This window comes from Nitrobacter vulgaris (genome assembly GCF_031453995.1).
Lineage (GTDB): Bacteria > Pseudomonadota > Alphaproteobacteria > Rhizobiales > Xanthobacteraceae > Nitrobacter > Nitrobacter vulgaris.
In genome coordinates, this window is the sequence record NZ_JAVDPZ010000027.1 from 1 (window position 1) to 15,831 (window position 15,831).

Here is a 15,831-nt window from a genome sequence, read left to right on the forward strand (position 1 = left end):
CATCATCTCGCTGCAACTGGTCGGCCGCGCCCGCCAGGCAGGTCTGGTGATCGAGCCGCGCGACGTCTTCCGTCATCAGACGTTGCAGGAGCTGGTGGCATTGTCTCGCGATGCCGATGCAGCCGACGATCGATCCGAACCGAAACACGATGTGCTCGTGGAGCTATCGGACGAACAGCTCGAACGGCTCGGTCTGGACCTGAGCCGCATCGAAGACGTCTACCCGCTGTCCCCGATGCAGCAGGGCATGTTGTTTCACAGTCTGCGCGATGCTGGCAGCGGCGTCTACGTCAACCAGATCAGCGTCGAGGTTAGCGGCCTCGACGCCGGCCGTTTAGGCCGTGCATGGCATGAGGTGACCGCACGCCATCAGATACTTCGAACCGGTTTCCTGTGGCGCGAGCTGTCAGGCTCGCCCCTTCAGGTCGTCTATCACGACGCCATTGCCCCATTTGAACAGGAAGACTGGCGCGGTCAGGCGATCAGCGAGGAGCAGATCGCAGCGGCGCTTGCCGATGAACGCACCGCCGAGTTTGACCTTTCCGCGCCGCCACTGCAGCGCGTGCGGCTGTTGCGCCTTGATGACCATCGCTATCGGCTGATCTGGACCTATCATCACATTCTGATGGATGGCTGGAGTTCGGCCCGGTTCATTAGCGACGTACTGCAATGCTATTACGGCGCGGCGTCCGCAGCGAAGCCGGCGCGCTACCGCGACTATATCGCCTGGCTGCTGGCACAAGATGCCAGCGCAGCGGAAAAATTCTGGCGCGAACAGCTCAAGGCGTTCGATGAGCCGACGCAACTCGCTGATGCCTTCGGCACGCGCCGCCATCCGGCATCCGGACATGCGCGCTGCTATACGCGGCTCGAAGAGGCCGCGACCGCGAAGCTCAAGGCATTCGCTCGCCGTGAGCGGATCACGCTCAACACCATCGTTCAGGCCGTATGGGCGCTGCTGCTGCAACGTTACACCGGCCAGCGGACCGTAACGTTCGGCGTTACGGTTTCCGGCCGGCCAGCCAGCCTTGATGGATCGCAGCAGATGCTCGGGCTCTTTATCAATACGCTGCCCGTGATCGAAACGCCTTCGTTCGCCAGCAGGATTGGAGAATGGCTGCGCGCGATCCAGGATCGCAATTCGGAGATCCGCAACTACGAGCATACGCCGCTTTACGACATCCAGGGCTGGGCCGGACGCTCCGGTCAGACGATGTTCGATAGCATTATCGTATTCGAGAATTATCCAATCGAGCGCAGTATGCGCCAAGGGGACGGCTCGCTGAAGTTCAGTGGTCTGAATAACGTCGACGTGACGAACTATCCGATGGACCTGTCGGTGCTCGTCGAGGACACACTTCAGATTGAATACACCTATATGCCGAGCCATTTTACGGCAACGCAGGCGGATCAGATCAGGGTGCAGTTCGAGCATCTACTTGGCGCGCTGACGCAGGACGCGTCGAAAATGCTTGCCAGCATCAATCCGGTTACCGCTATCGATGCAGCCCTTGCCGAAAGTTGCAATTCCCACGCGACGGCGGGCTCTATGCTGCCACCCGTGCATGAGGCGATTCATCGTTATGCGAAGCGACATCCGGAGCGAACGGCGCTGATTATCGGCGGCGCAGTGCTCTCATTCGGTGCGCTCGACGCAAAGGCTAATCGCCTTGCGCACCACCTGATCGCCCGCGGGCTAAGGCCCGAGCAGCGCGTCGGGGTCGTGGTCGAAAGGACCGAGACCACAATGATCGCGCTGCTCGCTGTCCTGAAAGCAGGCGGAGCCTATGTTCCGCTCGATCCGGAGCTTCCACCTGAGCGGCGCTCATTCGTCATGTGCGATGCCGGGGTCTCGTTCCTGCTGACGGGACAACTCGATGTCGAAGGCGGTCCGGATGAGATGGAAAGAATTTCCCTTCCCCTGTTCGATTTCGATTCGGGACCGGATCATGAGCCGCAACCGGAGTTGCATGCCGAGAATCTCGCTTACCTGATCTACACCTCAGGATCGACGGGGGTACCGAAGGGCGTCGCCGTCGCCCATGGACCACTCGCCATGCATTGCCAGGTCACTGGCAATCTGTATGAGATCGATGAGAACTCGTGCGAGTTGCATTTCCTGTCTCTGGCCTTCGACGGCGCCCATGAACGCTGGCTGACGGTCCTGTCCCATGGCGCGCGGCTGGTGATGCGCGACGCTGAACTGTGGACGCCGGAACAGACGGTCGAAAACCTGCATGCGCATCACGTCAGCCATATCGGATTGCCGCCGGCCTATTTGCAGCAGGTCGCAGAAGCGGTCGAGCAAACAGGCAACCCGCCGCCGGTCAAGCTCTACTCCTTCGGCGGCGAGGCAATGCCGAAGGAGGGCTTCGATAAAGTCAGGCGCATTTTGAAGCCGAAGATCCTGATCAACGGTTACGGGCCGACGGAGACTGTCGTCACGCCGCTGGTCTGGAAAGTCGATGGCGCTGGCGAATGCGAAACGCCTTATGCGCCGATCGGTGTGCCGGTGGGTGATCGTCACGCCTACATTCTCGACAGCTCGCTCAACATCATCCCCGCAGGGGTCGCCGGAGAGCTTTATCTGGGCGGCTTTGGACTGGCGCGCGGTTATCACGGCAAGACCGGCATGACCGCCGAGCGATTTGTACCCGATCCATTTTCCGCGTTGCCCGGTACCCGGTTGTACCGCACGGGAGATCTCGCGCGATGGCGCGAAGACGGCACCATCGAATATCTCGGCCGCAGCGACGACCAGGTCAAGATCAACGGCTTCCGGATCGAGCTTGGAGAAATCCAGACCACGTTGCTTTGCCATAAGGAGGTGAAGCAGGCGGCAGTGGTGGCGCTGCCGCGCGTGAAAGGCAATCAGCTCGTCGCCTATGTTGCGCCGAGGACGGTAAGGGATGCATCCGGAGATGCCGCCGATGCGCTGGCCGGAAGATTGACCGAGTTCCTGAAGCAGGTCTTGCCGACCTACATGGTGCCCGCGCGGATCATTGTGCTTGAGCGGCTACCCGTGTTGTCGAGCGGCAAGGTCGACCGGCGCGCGCTGCCGGCGCCCGATACGACAGCGCGAAGCTTCGTCGCTCCGCATGGGCCTGTCGAAACCGCGATGGCGCGCCTGTGGGCCGACGTCCTCAAGGTGCCGCAGGTCGGCGTGACCGATAACTTCTTCGAACTCGGCGGAAATTCGATCCTTTGCCTCAAGATCGTGGCTCGACTCCGTCAGGACAAGACGTTCGGCATCGAGGTCAAACTACGCGATCTGCTGCAGAAGCCGACGATCCGCGCGCTGCTTGCCGATAGCAGCTCCGCGGTTTCGGCATCCGTGTCGGCGCCATCGGCGCTGCTGCCGTTGAACGCCGCGGTTCGCGGTGTTCAGCCCGTGTTCTGCGTGCATGGCGGGTTCGGCACCGTCTTCGATTATGGGGCGCTGGCGCGCCGTCTGGAGGGGCGCCGACAGGTGATCGGACTGCAGTCCAGAATGCTGGTCGACAGGGCGTGGCGCGAGCGTTCGCTTGACGCTATGGCCGCAGACTATGCGATGGAGATCAAGCAGGTGCAGCCGCATGGTTCGTACAGTCTGATCGGATGGTCTCTCGGTGGCCTTGTCGCCGCCCTCGTTGCCGCTGAGCTGGAACGCTCCGGTGAGCAGGTCGATTATCTTGCTTTGGTCGATAGTTTCGTGGTGCGTCAGCAAGCTGAATCGAGCGGGGAAGCGGCTGTTCACTGGGCTGATGAACTCGCAGGACTACTGTCGGCCGTGCTTCCGCGAACAGCGGTCTCTCACATCAACAAGCGTATCGAAATAGCCAAAAACGCGAGCCGGTCGGAAACCTCCGAGAACATCAGGGATCTGGTCGCACAGATTATGGCAGAGTCCAGCGGACTATCGGGCGGCGAGCTGCTGCTCGGTGAAGACGACCTCGCGAGCGCATTCTCTGTTGGGCGCTGCCTGAAAACTCTGACGCACAATGCTTTGCCTCCTCGCCGCCTCACGGCTACGCCACTGTGCTGGTGGACATCGAGCCGGTTGACACAGCGCGATCGGCTGAAAACACAACTGCCCAACGCCGCCGATCGTGGAGTCGCCGGAGATGACCATTTTGCTATCCTTAAGAATGAGCGCCTGCTGGACGAACTTTGTATGCTGCTAACGCCGCAGGCGGCATCAACCGCGTTGCCGGATCCGATCCCCGAACCAGCCGAATGAGCGCTGTCATGAATCTTCATCCGGACATCGAGGCGCTGCTCGAGATGGTACAGGCAGGCACCGAAAGTGGCGCGCGCACTCCATTTCCGCAACTGACGGCCGTGCAGGCGCGGGCCGATTTCGACGCATCCTCGCCGCTGCTCGATGTCGACCCGCCGGCGCTGGCTTGCGAGCGTCATCTTTCGCTGCCGATGCGTGACGGCGCGATGATCGGCGCGCGGCTCTATGCCCAGGAGGAGCCGAACAGCCGCAGTCCGATTCCTGTCCTTCTCTATATGCATGGCGGCGGCTTCGTCGTCGGAAGCCTCGATTCGCATCAGCCGCTGTGCCGCGGCCTTGCAGAAGACAGCGGCGCGGCAGTGCTGTCGATCGATTATCGGCTTGCCCCCGAGCACAAGTTTCCAACTGCCTTCGAGGATGCCGTTGATGCGCTGGCCTGGATCGGTCGCGAGGGTCCAGCGGCCGGACTGGATCCGGGTCGTGTGGCCGTCGGTGGCGACAGCGCCGGCGGGACGCTTGCCGCAGCGCTCGCCATTGAAGCCAAAAAAAATAGGAGCCTGCCGCGGCCGGTGCTGCAGGTTCTTGCCTATCCGGGGTTAAGTCCCTGGCAAACGTCTGAATCGTACGAGAGGTATGGTTCCGGCTACCTGCTGGAACGCAGCACTGTCGATTGGTTTTTTCGACAGTACCTGTGTAACGATAGTGACCGCGAGGATTGGCGTTTTGCGCCGCTTGCCGCACCCGATTTCGCAGGGCTGGCTCCGGCGTTTCTCTTGCTTGCCGAATTTGATCCCCTGGTAGACGAGGGACGCGATTACGCGGCAAAGCTCAGCGCCGCCGGTGTTCCCGTCGATCTCCGGATATATCGGGGAATGATTCATGAATTTCTCCGCATGGGAAACGTCGTGGCGGATGCTCTTCAGGCGCGAGCAGAGATCGGGCAAGCGCTGGCCTCTGCTTTTCGTATTGCAGCGAATGAGCGGCCTGATGTGGAAATGCTGCGCGAATGACGAGCATCGTTCACAATTTAGAATCCGTAGAAACTGCTGCGAAGTAAGCTCTGAAAGGATGGTCGTGCCATCATGTATTCGCATCATACCAGTTCGCTAAAGCTTTACTCCAGCGCGCGAAACTCATGAAGCATCTACGAAACGGCCTGACGGCACAAATCCTGTACCTGCTGCGTCCCTACTGGCCGATTGTACTTGGGGGCGTCGTCCTCGGCCTTGTGGGTGGCGGAAGCGTTGCGGGATTGCTCGCGGTCGTCAATCAGGGGCTCTATGCAACACAAGCCGATGTTGCAACGCTTGTCATCGCGTTTACGGCTCTGTGTCTCTTGATCCTGGTGGGCTCTATTGGCGCAGACATCAGCGCAAATTACGTTGGGCAGCGGATCATTGCTGGCCTTCGCAGCTCGCTTGCCGCAAAAATTTTAGCCGCTCCGATCGACCAGATCGAGATTTACCGGACGCACCGGCTGATCCCGGTACTGACGCACGACGTCGATACGATCAGCGATTTTGCTTTCTTCTTTTCGTCCTTCTTCGTGTCGCTCGTGATTACGCTGGGCTGCATGGTTTACCTGGCGGCATTATCCTGGCCTCTTTTTCTGATTACGGGAGCTGTCATTATCCTTGGCTCGCTAGCGCATGGGTACGCAAGGACGCGAGGTGTTCATGGGTTCGGCGTCGCGCGCGACGCCGAAGATCAGCTTCACAAGCACTATCGCGCAATAGCTGAAGGGGCAAAGGAATTGCGGTTGAACCGCATCCGCCGTCAGCGCGTATATGCCGATCAGATTCAGCGTACCGTTGACATGATCTGCAGGGTGCAGATCAAATCGATAAATCTTTTCGTGACCGCGCGATCGCTGGGCACGATGCTGTTTTTTGTCGTGATCGGCGTGGCGCTGACGCTGCGTCCCTTCCTCTGGCCCGATAGCCCTGCCGCGGTGTCCAGCGGCTTTGTTTTGGTGCTGCTCTACATGCGTGGCCCCATTGATCAGGTCATCGGTATTCTGCCGGCGCTCAGCCGGGCTCAGGTTGCGATACGCCGTATCGCCGAGCTTTCGGAGCAGTTCTCGACGCCTGAACACGATCTGCTGACTGCCCGTCCCGTCGGGCAACGGACGGACGCGATTGAATCAATCGATCTTCGGAAAGTAACGTATGCCTTTCGTGGTGTGCCGGGCAGAACTCCCTTTGTTCTTGGCCCGGTTGATCTGCATATCAGACGGGGGGATATCGTTTTCATCGTGGGCGAAAACGGAAGCGGAAAAACGACGCTCATAAAGCTGCTTCTTGGGCTCTACGCCCCGCACGGCGGCATGGTGCTTCGTGACGGCGTGGCCGTGTCGACCGAGACGCGAGACGATTATCGTCAACTCTTTACGACCATTTTCTCTGACTATTACCTGTTTGAGGATCTCATACAGGGCGACAACGTGGTTCCTGATATCGCGGAGCGATACCTGGAACGACTGGAAGTCTCGCACAAAGTCTCGGTTGAGAATGGCGCCTTTACGACAACTGATTTATCGACCGGGCAACGCAAGCGACTGGCTCTGATGAACGCGTGGCTCGAAGAACGGCCCGTCCTGGTATTTGATGAGTGGGCTGCGGATCAGGATCCGACCTTCCGGCATATCTTTTACACCGAGCTCCTGCCGGACCTGAAGCGTATTGGAAAGACCATCATCGTTATCTCACATGATGATCGCTATTTTGGAATGGCGGATCATCTCGTGCGGTTGCGAGAAGGAAAAATCGTCGCGAGCGAGGAGAAGCTTCACGACACGATCAAGGCTCCCTCAGTTCCAACCAACGCATCGCTTTAGAACATTCAGATTTGCGACGTACACAAGACAATCATAAGTCAATAAGTGTGCGTGTTCTGGGCGGATTGGCGGCGCTCAATCCCGATTTGAAACAAGGTGTCGGACTTTGTAGGGAATCTAATTGAGGTGCGATAGCATTCCTTGTCATCCGATACAGGAGTGATTTACATCGCGGTAGCAATGATAAGATGCGAGGGGCCGGATGAACAAGGCTTCACAATCCGGAGGTGGACCCTGCACATTCCTGGTCGGCCAGAATTCTTCGCTAACAGTTTTGCAGGCGGATGATCGTCTTCGTGTCATTTCTGACGACGTGACTGTGCTGGAGTTGCGGCTCGAACGAGAAGTCGATCATCTCCATGTGTTGTATGCGTCGGACGATCGGAGGCTCACCACGCGAGCAATGTCGGCCTCTGCCGAGGCGCTTTTCGCGTGGCGACCCAGTCTTGATCGACTGGTTTTGGATGTTGCGGGTCAGGATTCGATGGCGCGAGACCTGATCACCAATGGTGTTGCGATCATCGCGAAGGATCGACTCGTTCTGGTTCCTGAGATGGTGATGCAGAGGCGAGACAACTGGCTTGTTGACCCCGAGCGACCGCCACTGCCTCAGCTCCATGTCATGACGGACGGAAAATGGCATCCGCACCGCGCTCCAAAGCCAACCGGAAAAGTATACAGCCGTTTCATTCCATGGCTTTCGCAAGCTATCTCGTTTCAGGTCGCTGACATCGACAACGATCTTCACTTGTTGCACCGCTGGATGAATGATTCGCGGGTGGATGCGTTCTGGAACGAGGCTGGTGATCTAGAGAAGCACCGTCGTTATCTGACGGACAAGCTGGCCGATCCACACATGCTGCCTGTTATTGGCAGCTTCGGCGATGAGCCGTTCGGCTATTTCGAAATTTACTGGGCCAAGGAAAATCGTATCGCGCCGTTCTATGACGCCGACGACTATGACCGCGGCTGGCATGTCGTCGTCGGCAATGATGCGTTTCGCGGACGCCGCTATATCAGTGCGTGGTTGCCCTCGCTACTGCATTACATGTTTCTCGACGATTGCCGCACGCAGCGTATTGTAGGTGAGCCGGCAGCCGCGCATTCTCAGCAAATCCGAAATCTCGAACGATCGGGATTTGCGAAGATCAAGAATTTCGATTTTCCCCATAAGCGCGCGACGTTGGTTATGTTGCTGCGCGAGCGCTTTTTTGGCGACCGGCTCTGGCTTCCGGCGTCCGACAGTCCGGTAGTCAGTTCCTAAGCTACGAGCGGGAGTGGGCTCATGTCCCATCAATTTGCAATTGAACATGACGTCATCGGCGTCGGATTCGGACCGTCCAATCTCGCGCTTGCGATTGCTCTAGACGAGTGCGCGAGGCGGTCACGTCTGAAGTTCTCGCCTATGTTTGTGGAAAGGCAGCCACATTTCACCTGGCATGGCGGAATGTTGTTGCCGGGCAGCGACATGCAGATCTCCTTTCTCAAGGATCTTGTTTCGTTACGCGATCCGACCAGTCCCTTTACCTTTGTGAACTATCTGCACAAGACGGGTCGTCTGCTGGATTTCATCAACTGCCGAACGTTCTATCCAAGCCGATTGGAGTTTAACGAATATCTCAGATGGGTGGCCGCCAGGTTCAAGTCTCAGACGGCTTATGGAGAAACGATAGTTGCGGTCGAACCCGTGACGGCAGGTCAAACGGTGACATCCCTGCGGGTTTATTCACGGACGCTTGCCGGCGGAGAGACGATCCGCCTCACAAAGAACCTCGTGGTCGCGGTTGGAGGCAAGCCGTATATCCCGGAGGGGTTTGCCAAGGTCGCTGATGATCCCAGGTTGCTTCATTCCAGCCGTTACCTCGATCGGATCGAGCATGTCGGCCTGAGTGGTCGAGCAACGAGGGTGGCCGTTGTTGGCGGAGGACAGAGCGCGACCGAGGTTACGCTCGACCTTCATAACCGATTTTCGCACGCCCGCATCGATCTGATCTTTCGTGGTCACGCCTTGAAGCCCTCCGACAGCAGTCCGTTTGTCAATGAAATCTTTAATCCGAGTTTTACCGATTTCATTTACGCGCAGCCTCTCGAGAGACGAGAGGCGATCGTTCGTAATTTCCGGAACACAAACTATGCGGTCGTTGATTCCGATCTGCTCGATCAGCTATATCGGTTGCTCTACCAGCAGCGCGTCAGCGGTGATGTGAAAGTCGCCTTGCATCCGCGTAGCGAGATCGTGAATATAGATGCAGATTCCGCGGGAATCGAAATCGGTTTAGTCGACAAATTCGAAGGCGGAAGCTGTCGCTCGACCTACGATGCAGTCGTCCTGGCAACCGGATACGACAGGGAAACACCCCACGCATTTCTCGGCTCGATCCGCCGCTACGTTCGAGACGACATGCTGGATCGCCACTACAAGTTCGTCACCACCCCCGCATTCCGGCCGCAAATCCATCTTCAGGGATACGCTGAAGCTTCCCATGGCCTCAGCGATACCTTGCTTTCGGTTCTTGCCACGCGTTCGCAAGAGATTGCTGAGTCGTTGCTTTCCACAGTCTCCCAGCGTGAGCTCGTCGCTTCCGCTTAAGCTCCTTGTTCATCAGGTGCCAAGCAAAGGCAGCGCAGGAAGCACGTATTCTTTCCTCTGCAGGGAGCACGATTACCTCTTCCGGCGATGCTGTTGTTCGCTCTTGGAACGAGCCGGAGGGGCAGGGACCTGACGGCCGGTGAGAACGCGTCAGGGCGTCTCATTGAGGGATGCGTTAGGCGGAGCGATCACGCGCCACTGCTCAGTGGGTCCAAGTGCAGCCGGCGCGGAGAGCACGGCAGGAGATGAACCCGCGTCGACGATTAACGTCTTAGGCGAAATGGTAAAGCCAACCCCTGCAGCTTTGAGAACTGACTCCTTGATCGTCCAGTAGCGTAGAAAAAGGCGAGACTGAAGTGCATTCGGAGTTTTCGCCAATATCCGCCGTTCTTCCGACGCGAGGACGATCTCACTCATCTCGTTCATATCTCGAATGTCTCGCAGTGGCTCAATGTCTACCCCGACCGGCATATATGCCGCTGCAACAGCTACAGCGCCTCTCGCGTGGCTCATACTGAAATCAAGATGGGCGGGAGCATCCACGAGTACTGATTTACCAAGCTCGGATCGCTCAAATCGCAACTTGTCGGCTTCGCGTTCCGCAATGGCACTGAGCAGAAGCCGTGTGCCAGCATGCGCAGCGAGATAGCTCATCCGATCCTCGGCGTGAATAAAACGCGTCAGGTGATCGGCTTCCTCGTCGTCGAGAATCAACTTGGCATGGTTGACGTCAGGTGTCCCATGATCAGCGAAGGCGCCTTGGGCGTGATCCGTTGCTCCCATCCAAAGAACGATCTCACTGGCATTACGGAGCGCGGTAAGCTCTCGAAGGTAGGGACCGGGCAAGGAACGAACGCAGAGCGGATTGCACGAGGCTGCGCATTTGACCGCGATCGACCAGGCAAGTGTTTTTCCCGCAAGCCCTATTGAGATTGAACTTGCAAAGGGGACCGCCGCTTCCTTCACCGTCTCTGCTCATTCGTGATTGTCGGTTGGCCAGTGAGGCTTCGATCGGAACGTGAATTAGCACGCCGCCTGATCCGACAGCAAGGTCGGTGTGAAACGGTGCGCAGTTGTAACCGATCATATGCGCCATGGCCGCGCAAGGATCGCGTCTTTGAGGTATTTATTACGCATAGAGCCAATGCGCCCGCAGCCAAAAGCGAGGCGCTTAGGTGCGCCTCGTGTCCATGGCTCCAATGAAGATCGGGGATTTTCCCACTAGCTTCGCGCTACGTTGCTACGAAAAGCGCGTCGTCAATTCACAACGGTTTGTTCGAAGATTGTGCGGCTTGCCACCTATCCAAAAACAAACAGCTTGCCGCGTTGCAGGACTCGACGCTGTTCCGCGAGTACCGCACGCCGGCAAACATAGATAGAGTTTTCAAGGTAATCTATCGGATCTCAAACCCAGTCAGCTTGAATCATCCGATCAATCAGGTCGATCGTGTTCCAATTTGTCAAACAAGTTGCTCACCATCATCGCGACCTCTGTCCGGTTCCGAGCCTTGAGCTTGCGCATGATATGCCGGATATGGACCCTCACGGTGCTTTCGCACATGCCAAGTCGTATGCGATCTGCTTGTTCGCCCTGCCACGGCGCAATGCCTCGATCACCATGATCTGGCGCGCGGTGAAAAGTTGGCTTTCATCCTGACCCTGAAAAGACGACATCGCGCTGATCGGCACGAATGTGCCGCCCGTTTCCACCAGTCGCACCGCTTCCACTGCGATACCGAGGGGCATGCTCGTTGGAATATAGCCGCGCGCGCCGCTCTCGATCGCGCGCTTGATTCGTGAGCCGTCCTCGACATCCGACACGATGATCAATGGCGCGTCCATGGCGACGCGCGCGAGGCTTTCGACGTCGTCGGCATCATTTAACGCTTAATGAGATGGCCCGCCCCGGCTCTCCGGCTGCGATGATGCAGCTGAATATTTCGGCGTCAAGGAGCAACGGCTTCATTGCGACGTTGTCGCGACGCGAAGCGGCTCCAATCTGGGCGGGAGACTTGATGTGCGGACTCTCCCAGACGCATTGAAGAAAGCGACAGATCTTCATCAAGAAGGCAAGATCGATCAAGCAACACGCGCATATCGTCAGATTCTGGAGACCGATCCGCGAAACGAAAACACGCTCCACCGTTATGGTCATCTTCTTGCAGGCAAGAGCGATCACGTAGCGGCAAAACGTGTGTTCAAGCTTCTTACCCGGATGAGAACTGATACCTACGAGCCGTGGCTTTTGCTTGGGCAATCCTGCGAAGCCATGGGGCAGTATCTCGATGCCGCCAATGCGTATCGTGAGGTGATTCGGCTACAACCGGGCGTACCGGATATTTTCAGCAAGCTGGCGAACGTCTTGTTCAAGGCTGGACGTATTGAAGACGCGCGCAAAGCACTCATGACCAGTTACGGAGTCGGTGTTGCAGGCGGTGAGGGTGATGCGTCGTTCAGAGTTCACTGACTCATGGTGAATGATATCCACCTGTGTGCCGATGGATGCTACTGCGTGAACCAAACGTCACGTGCGTTCACACATGCTCAACAGAAATCATAAGCAAGATCATACAGTGCACGTGCTGTGCCTGGGCGACTTCCGCGAGACGGGTCCGACTGCATAACCCGGAACCGTCTCGCGCCTTGCCGTGCGGGAAGAGGGCCTATGGTCCTCTTGCCGGATCGGTGTGGAAGCCGACGCCGACCGCGCCCTTGCGGATCGGATAGTTGTGAGAGACCGGATCGAGCTGCGGGAACAGAGCATCAACCGCCGTCTCACGCTCCATCGGCGGAACAACAAAGCGTTCCTCGAAGGTCGGCATCGAGGTGAGCCGCCAGATCGCCTCGACCTCCGCCGCGGTGGTCTTGCCTTCGGCCAGCGCCCGCTGCACCTCCTCGTCCGGAATGTCCTTGACCTTCCTCGAACGCATGTAGACGCGCACCGCCACCAGCTTCTTGTAGACGCCGCGGATGATGTCCTCGTTGCCGCCCGCCAGCAAGCTCGCCATATAGCGGAGCGATACGCGTGATCGTTCGAGCGAGCTCATCAACGGTCCCAACCGCGCTTCGTGAGCAATGTTGTCGTACACGCCGTTCTCCACCTTGGCCAGAACCGGCCCCAGCGGCGGCACATAGAACAGCATCGGCAACGTGCGGAACTCCGGATGCAGCGGCAGCGCGATGCCCCACTTCTTGACGAACTGGTAGACCGGCGACTGTTGTGCCGCAGTGATCTTCGCACTGGGAATCCCGTTGGCCCTTGCAGCCGCGATGATCTCTGGATCAAACGGATCCTTGATGATGTTGCGCTGTGCCATCACCAGCTGATCCTGCGGCGACTTAGCCGTCTCTTCGATCGCGTCCGCATCGTAAAGCACGAGGCCGATATACCGGATGCGTCCCACGCAGGAGTGGAAGCACGCCGGCGGCTGGCCGCTCTCCAGACGCGGATAGCACAGGATGCACTTCTCGGCCTTACCCGTCGACCAGTTGAAGTAGGTCTTCTTGTACGGGCAACCCGAGACGCACATGCGCCAGGCGCGGCAGCGCTCCTGGCTCACCAGCACAACGCCGTCCTCGCCGCGCTTGTAGAGCGCGCCTTGCGGACACGCCGCAACGCAGCCCGGATTGAGGCAGTGATTGCAGATGCGCGGCAGATAAAAAAAGACCGTGCTGTTGATCTCGTTGATCTGACGCATCTCCTCATCGGAGGCGCCGTCAAGGTTCGGATCGTTGTTCGCGTAGACCTGCGAGCCGCCGAGGTCGTCGTCCCAGTTCGGTCCCGCCTCGATCGTGTCCATGTACTTGCCGGTCACCATCGAAATCGCCCGCGCAGTCGGCTGCTCGTCAGCCAAAGGTGCGCTGATCAGGTTCTGGTAATCGTAGGTCCAGGGCTCGAAATAATCGTCGAGCGTCGGCAGATAGGGGTTGTAGAAGATGTTGGTCAGCGTTCCCCACTTGCCCTGCAGCCGCAGCCGAAGGCTCTTCTGCCTCTGACCGTCAACCACCCAGCCGCCGCGATACTTGGTCTGGTCTTCCCAACGTGTCGGGTAACCCGTACCCGGCTTGGTCTCCACGTTGTTCCAGTACATGTACTCGGTGCCCTTGCGATCGGTCCAAATGTTCTTGCACGCGATGCTGCAGGTATGGCAACCGATGCACTTGTCCAAGTGAAAGACCATCGAAACTTGAGCTCGGATGTCCATGTCTGTACTCCTTCGGTCCTATGGCTCGTTCTCGTTGTCCCCCAGCGTTATCGGTTTGTATCGGTTTGTGCTTACTGGCTTTGGATCGTGCTTGTGGTTCTTATTCCGTGCTTACGCGTGTCTCGTCTTCGCGACTGCTAATGCGAAACTCCTAGTAGGCGTATCTCGTCGCGAGATGCGCCCTATTCCCGGCCCCTATGTTCCCGTATGGCCAGCAGGGCGACGGGCTTGCTCTTGCGTTGTTGTTGCCGCGCGAATAACGATTGCTTCGCTGCGGTCCCCTGCAATTCCTCGCTGCATGGATATCTTCGGGTCGCAGGCTCACCACGAAGACTTCGTCCGCGCCTCAGTCCGGCTACTTGACGTGGACTAAGCAGAAGACAGCTAAGCCGCAGACTTGACCTTGGTCTTCATGTCCGGCATCGCATTCGCGAACTTCTGCGGCGCCTCCACCACGGGCATGCTGTGGAAGCCTGCGTCGGGCAATTCCGATTCAAGATCAGGCTTGCGAGCAGTCGCACGCCGGAAGGCATACGCCAGCCCGGCCTGGAGACTGATAGCCGTGCTTCGGAGAGCGTCCCACAATGTCGCTACGCCTTGGTTTGGCACCAGAATCGACGCCACTCCGGACTCCCTCGGCGCTCGGTTCAAAACGAGACGTGTCACACGCGAGGGGACAGCAGATCTGGCGTGAGCGTGCTCATGGTCGCTATCGCTGCGCGGTGAGACAGCCGGCAGTTGCAGGACCGTTGCAGTTTGGCCGGCTATCAGGCGGTCGATCTTTACAATCTGCCCGTTGGGGAATTCCAGGGCGTCATGTTGAACGTACGGATCATCCAGGTCCACCTCGCGAAAGCTGGCGACCTGATATTTCACGCGGGCACTACCAAAAATTCGCACGCCCAAAATTTTGGGACTGAAGGCGCGATCATGTTCGACGGCAGCGTCAAAAGCGAGTTCAGTTCCCGGAAGTAGGCAGACTGCTACCTGAGGCGCGTCATCGTGAACAACAAGCTTGGTTCCGAGTTCGCCAACGGCGGCAAAGCCACGCGCCTTTGATCGCGCAAGCTCCATTGTAACCAGCTTGTCAGCTACTTGGGCAGGCCGCGATGAGACATGATGCAGGCTGTAATCGCACATGAAAGGCTCCTCAAATTCGCATCACACATTTGCGGCCTTAACATCGACGACACATTATAGTTCCTGCACTTTCTCGCGCAGTCACCATCAATGCCAATCAATTTTCCGGCATGGACCAAATCGATCCTAGGACGATGCGGATTGAAAGCGAAACGGGATTCTGCGGTCGGATATGACCCGGTTAATACCGTGCGGACGAACACCATCACTGGCAGATGCTGGAACCGACCGCGGGCCATGTTGCAGCGCACTTGCAGCGAACTGTACAGATCGTCCGGACGCGTCTCGGCCACGCGCAAAGGAGGAAACGGAAAAAACGTTCCTCGAGACCTGCCCTTCCGTCACGAGACTCGGGTACGTGTGACATCGCCCAAACGCGGCAAGCATTGGGCGATGCACAAGCAAGGAACTCCGTCGAGGCCGATTATGAAAGACCTCGCCCGGGTATACGGCGCGCTTGAAAGCGGAGATTATCCGTTCAATGGACGCTGGGGATTACAGTTGCTCTGCGACCTGATTGAGCAGCTTCTTGGCTTCTTGACGGGCCAGCTTTTCATATTGGAGAAAGTTGGTTCTTTCGCCGTTATCGAGAAGGACCTCAAGGTGCAGAGTCTGTCTGATGTCAGTGTCCTTGTCCACGACCTCGATTAACAGTCTGCCCCACAGCTTTCCCAAAGGGGCGTGATCGTCCAAGGCAAACTTCGTGTCGTCCAGCTTGATCGGCATCCCAGTCCTCATCTTAATTTGAAGGCTCAAATAATAGGTCTCGAGGACCCTCCGAATAGCTCGGTACCGTGCTGTGATGCAACTGGGGAATCCGGGTTGCGAGGATAACCTGAAT

Annotated in this window: 12 protein-coding genes; 6 read left to right on the forward strand and 6 right to left on the reverse strand. The window is 57.9% G+C overall.

Annotation, left to right across the window (positions count from 1 at the left end; all coding sequences use genetic code 11):
• The 5 genes from GGQ85_RS15180 to GGQ85_RS15200 all read left to right on the forward strand — a co-directional run.
• Nucleotides 1-4,219: non-ribosomal peptide synthetase (locus tag GGQ85_RS15180; protein WP_309775204.1), on the forward strand; the 4,219-nt coding region annotated here is incomplete at its 5' end.
• An 8-nt stretch (nt 4,220-4,227) separates the two neighbouring features.
• Entirely contained in the window at nt 4,228-5,229 is a 1,002-nt protein-coding gene (locus GGQ85_RS15185; RefSeq protein WP_309775206.1) for an alpha/beta hydrolase, read from the forward strand.
• 125 nt (nt 5,230-5,354) lie between these two features.
• The gene (locus GGQ85_RS15190; RefSeq protein ID WP_309775207.1) at nt 5,355-7,055 is read left to right on the forward strand and encodes a cyclic peptide export ABC transporter; all 1,701 of its coding nucleotides are present in this window, start codon (nt 5,355-5,357) and stop codon (nt 7,053-7,055) included.
• A gap of 202 nt (nt 7,056-7,257) precedes the next feature.
• Nucleotides 7,258-8,319, forward strand: a complete 1,062-nt coding sequence (locus tag GGQ85_RS15195; RefSeq protein WP_309775208.1) for a GNAT family N-acetyltransferase — start codon at nt 7,258-7,260, stop codon at nt 8,317-8,319.
• Between the two features lie 21 nt (nt 8,320-8,340).
• Nucleotides 8,341-9,645, forward strand: a complete 1,305-nt coding sequence (locus GGQ85_RS15200) for a lysine N(6)-hydroxylase/L-ornithine N(5)-oxygenase family protein (RefSeq protein ID WP_309775209.1) — start codon at nt 8,341-8,343, stop codon at nt 9,643-9,645.
• A gap of 150 nt (nt 9,646-9,795) precedes the next feature.
• Here the strand turns inward: GGQ85_RS15200 and GGQ85_RS15205 are convergent, their stop codons facing one another.
• From GGQ85_RS15205 to GGQ85_RS15210, 3 genes are all read right to left on the reverse strand, one after another.
• Entirely contained in the window at nt 9,796-10,428 is a 633-nt protein-coding gene (locus GGQ85_RS15205; protein WP_309775210.1) for a 4'-phosphopantetheinyl transferase family protein, read from the reverse strand.
• A 649-nt stretch (nt 10,429-11,077) separates the two neighbouring features.
• The gene (locus GGQ85_RS20895) at nt 11,078-11,206 is read right to left on the reverse strand and encodes a LuxR C-terminal-related transcriptional regulator (RefSeq protein ID WP_374708901.1); all 129 of its coding nucleotides are present in this window, start codon (nt 11,204-11,206) and stop codon (nt 11,078-11,080) included.
• Complete coding sequence (locus GGQ85_RS15210; protein ID WP_309775211.1) at nt 11,188-11,487, reverse strand: hypothetical protein; 300 nt, start codon at nt 11,485-11,487, stop codon at nt 11,188-11,190. Before GGQ85_RS15210 ends, GGQ85_RS20895 begins: the two co-directional genes overlap by 19 nt.
• A gap of 196 nt (nt 11,488-11,683) precedes the next feature.
• Here GGQ85_RS15210 and GGQ85_RS15215 point away from each other — a divergent pair, with 196 nt between their 5' ends.
• Nucleotides 11,684-12,112, forward strand: coding sequence for a tetratricopeptide repeat protein (locus tag GGQ85_RS15215; protein WP_309775212.1), 429 nt, complete (start codon nt 11,684-11,686; stop codon nt 12,110-12,112).
• Nucleotides 12,113-12,308: 196 nt separating this feature from the next.
• Here GGQ85_RS15215 and narH read toward each other — a convergent pair whose 3' ends face one another.
• The 3 genes from narH to GGQ85_RS15230 all read right to left on the reverse strand — a co-directional run bounded on the left by narH (nt 12,309) and on the right by GGQ85_RS15230 (nt 15,716).
• A complete protein-coding gene (narH, locus tag GGQ85_RS15220) occupies nt 12,309-13,850 on the reverse strand; it encodes a nitrate reductase subunit beta (protein ID WP_309775213.1) in 1,542 nt (513 codons plus the stop codon).
• 384 nt (nt 13,851-14,234) lie between these two features.
• Nucleotides 14,235-14,990 (reverse strand): hypothetical protein, encoded by a 756-nt coding sequence (locus GGQ85_RS15225; protein ID WP_309775214.1) that lies wholly within the window; start codon nt 14,988-14,990, stop codon nt 14,235-14,237.
• 495 nt (nt 14,991-15,485) lie between these two features.
• Nucleotides 15,486-15,716: a hypothetical protein gene (locus tag GGQ85_RS15230; RefSeq protein WP_309775215.1), complete on the reverse strand. Its 231-nt coding sequence runs from the start codon at nt 15,714-15,716 to the stop codon at nt 15,486-15,488.
• Nucleotides 15,717-15,831: the final 115 nt, after the last annotated feature.

Bases quoted from the DNA above. Each gene is read 5' to 3' on its own strand.
- GGQ85_RS15185 (WP_309775206.1), top strand. From the start codon at position 4,228: ATGAATCTTCATCCGGACATCGAGGCGCTGCTCGAGATGGTACAGGCA.
- GGQ85_RS15190 (WP_309775207.1), top strand. From the start codon at position 5,355: ATGAAGCATCTACGAAACGGCCTGACGGCACAAATCCTGTACCTGCTG.
- GGQ85_RS15195 (WP_309775208.1), top strand. From the start codon at position 7,258: ATGAACAAGGCTTCACAATCCGGAGGTGGACCCTGCACATTCCTGGTC.
- GGQ85_RS15200 (WP_309775209.1), top strand. From the start codon at position 8,341: ATGTCCCATCAATTTGCAATTGAACATGACGTCATCGGCGTCGGATTC.
- GGQ85_RS15205 (WP_309775210.1), bottom strand. From the start codon at position 10,428: ATGGGAGCAACGGATCACGCCCAAGGCGCCTTCGCTGATCATGGGACA.
- GGQ85_RS20895 (WP_374708901.1), bottom strand. From the start codon at position 11,206: ATGTGCGAAAGCACCGTGAGGGTCCATATCCGGCATATCATGCGCAAG.
- GGQ85_RS15210 (WP_309775211.1), bottom strand. From the start codon at position 11,487: ATGGACGCGCCATTGATCATCGTGTCGGATGTCGAGGACGGCTCACGA.
- narH (WP_309775213.1), bottom strand. From the start codon at position 13,850: ATGGACATCCGAGCTCAAGTTTCGATGGTCTTTCACTTGGACAAGTGC.
- GGQ85_RS15225 (WP_309775214.1), bottom strand. From the start codon at position 14,990: ATGTGCGATTACAGCCTGCATCATGTCTCATCGCGGCCTGCCCAAGTA.
- GGQ85_RS15230 (WP_309775215.1), bottom strand. From the start codon at position 15,716: ATGCCGATCAAGCTGGACGACACGAAGTTTGCCTTGGACGATCACGCC.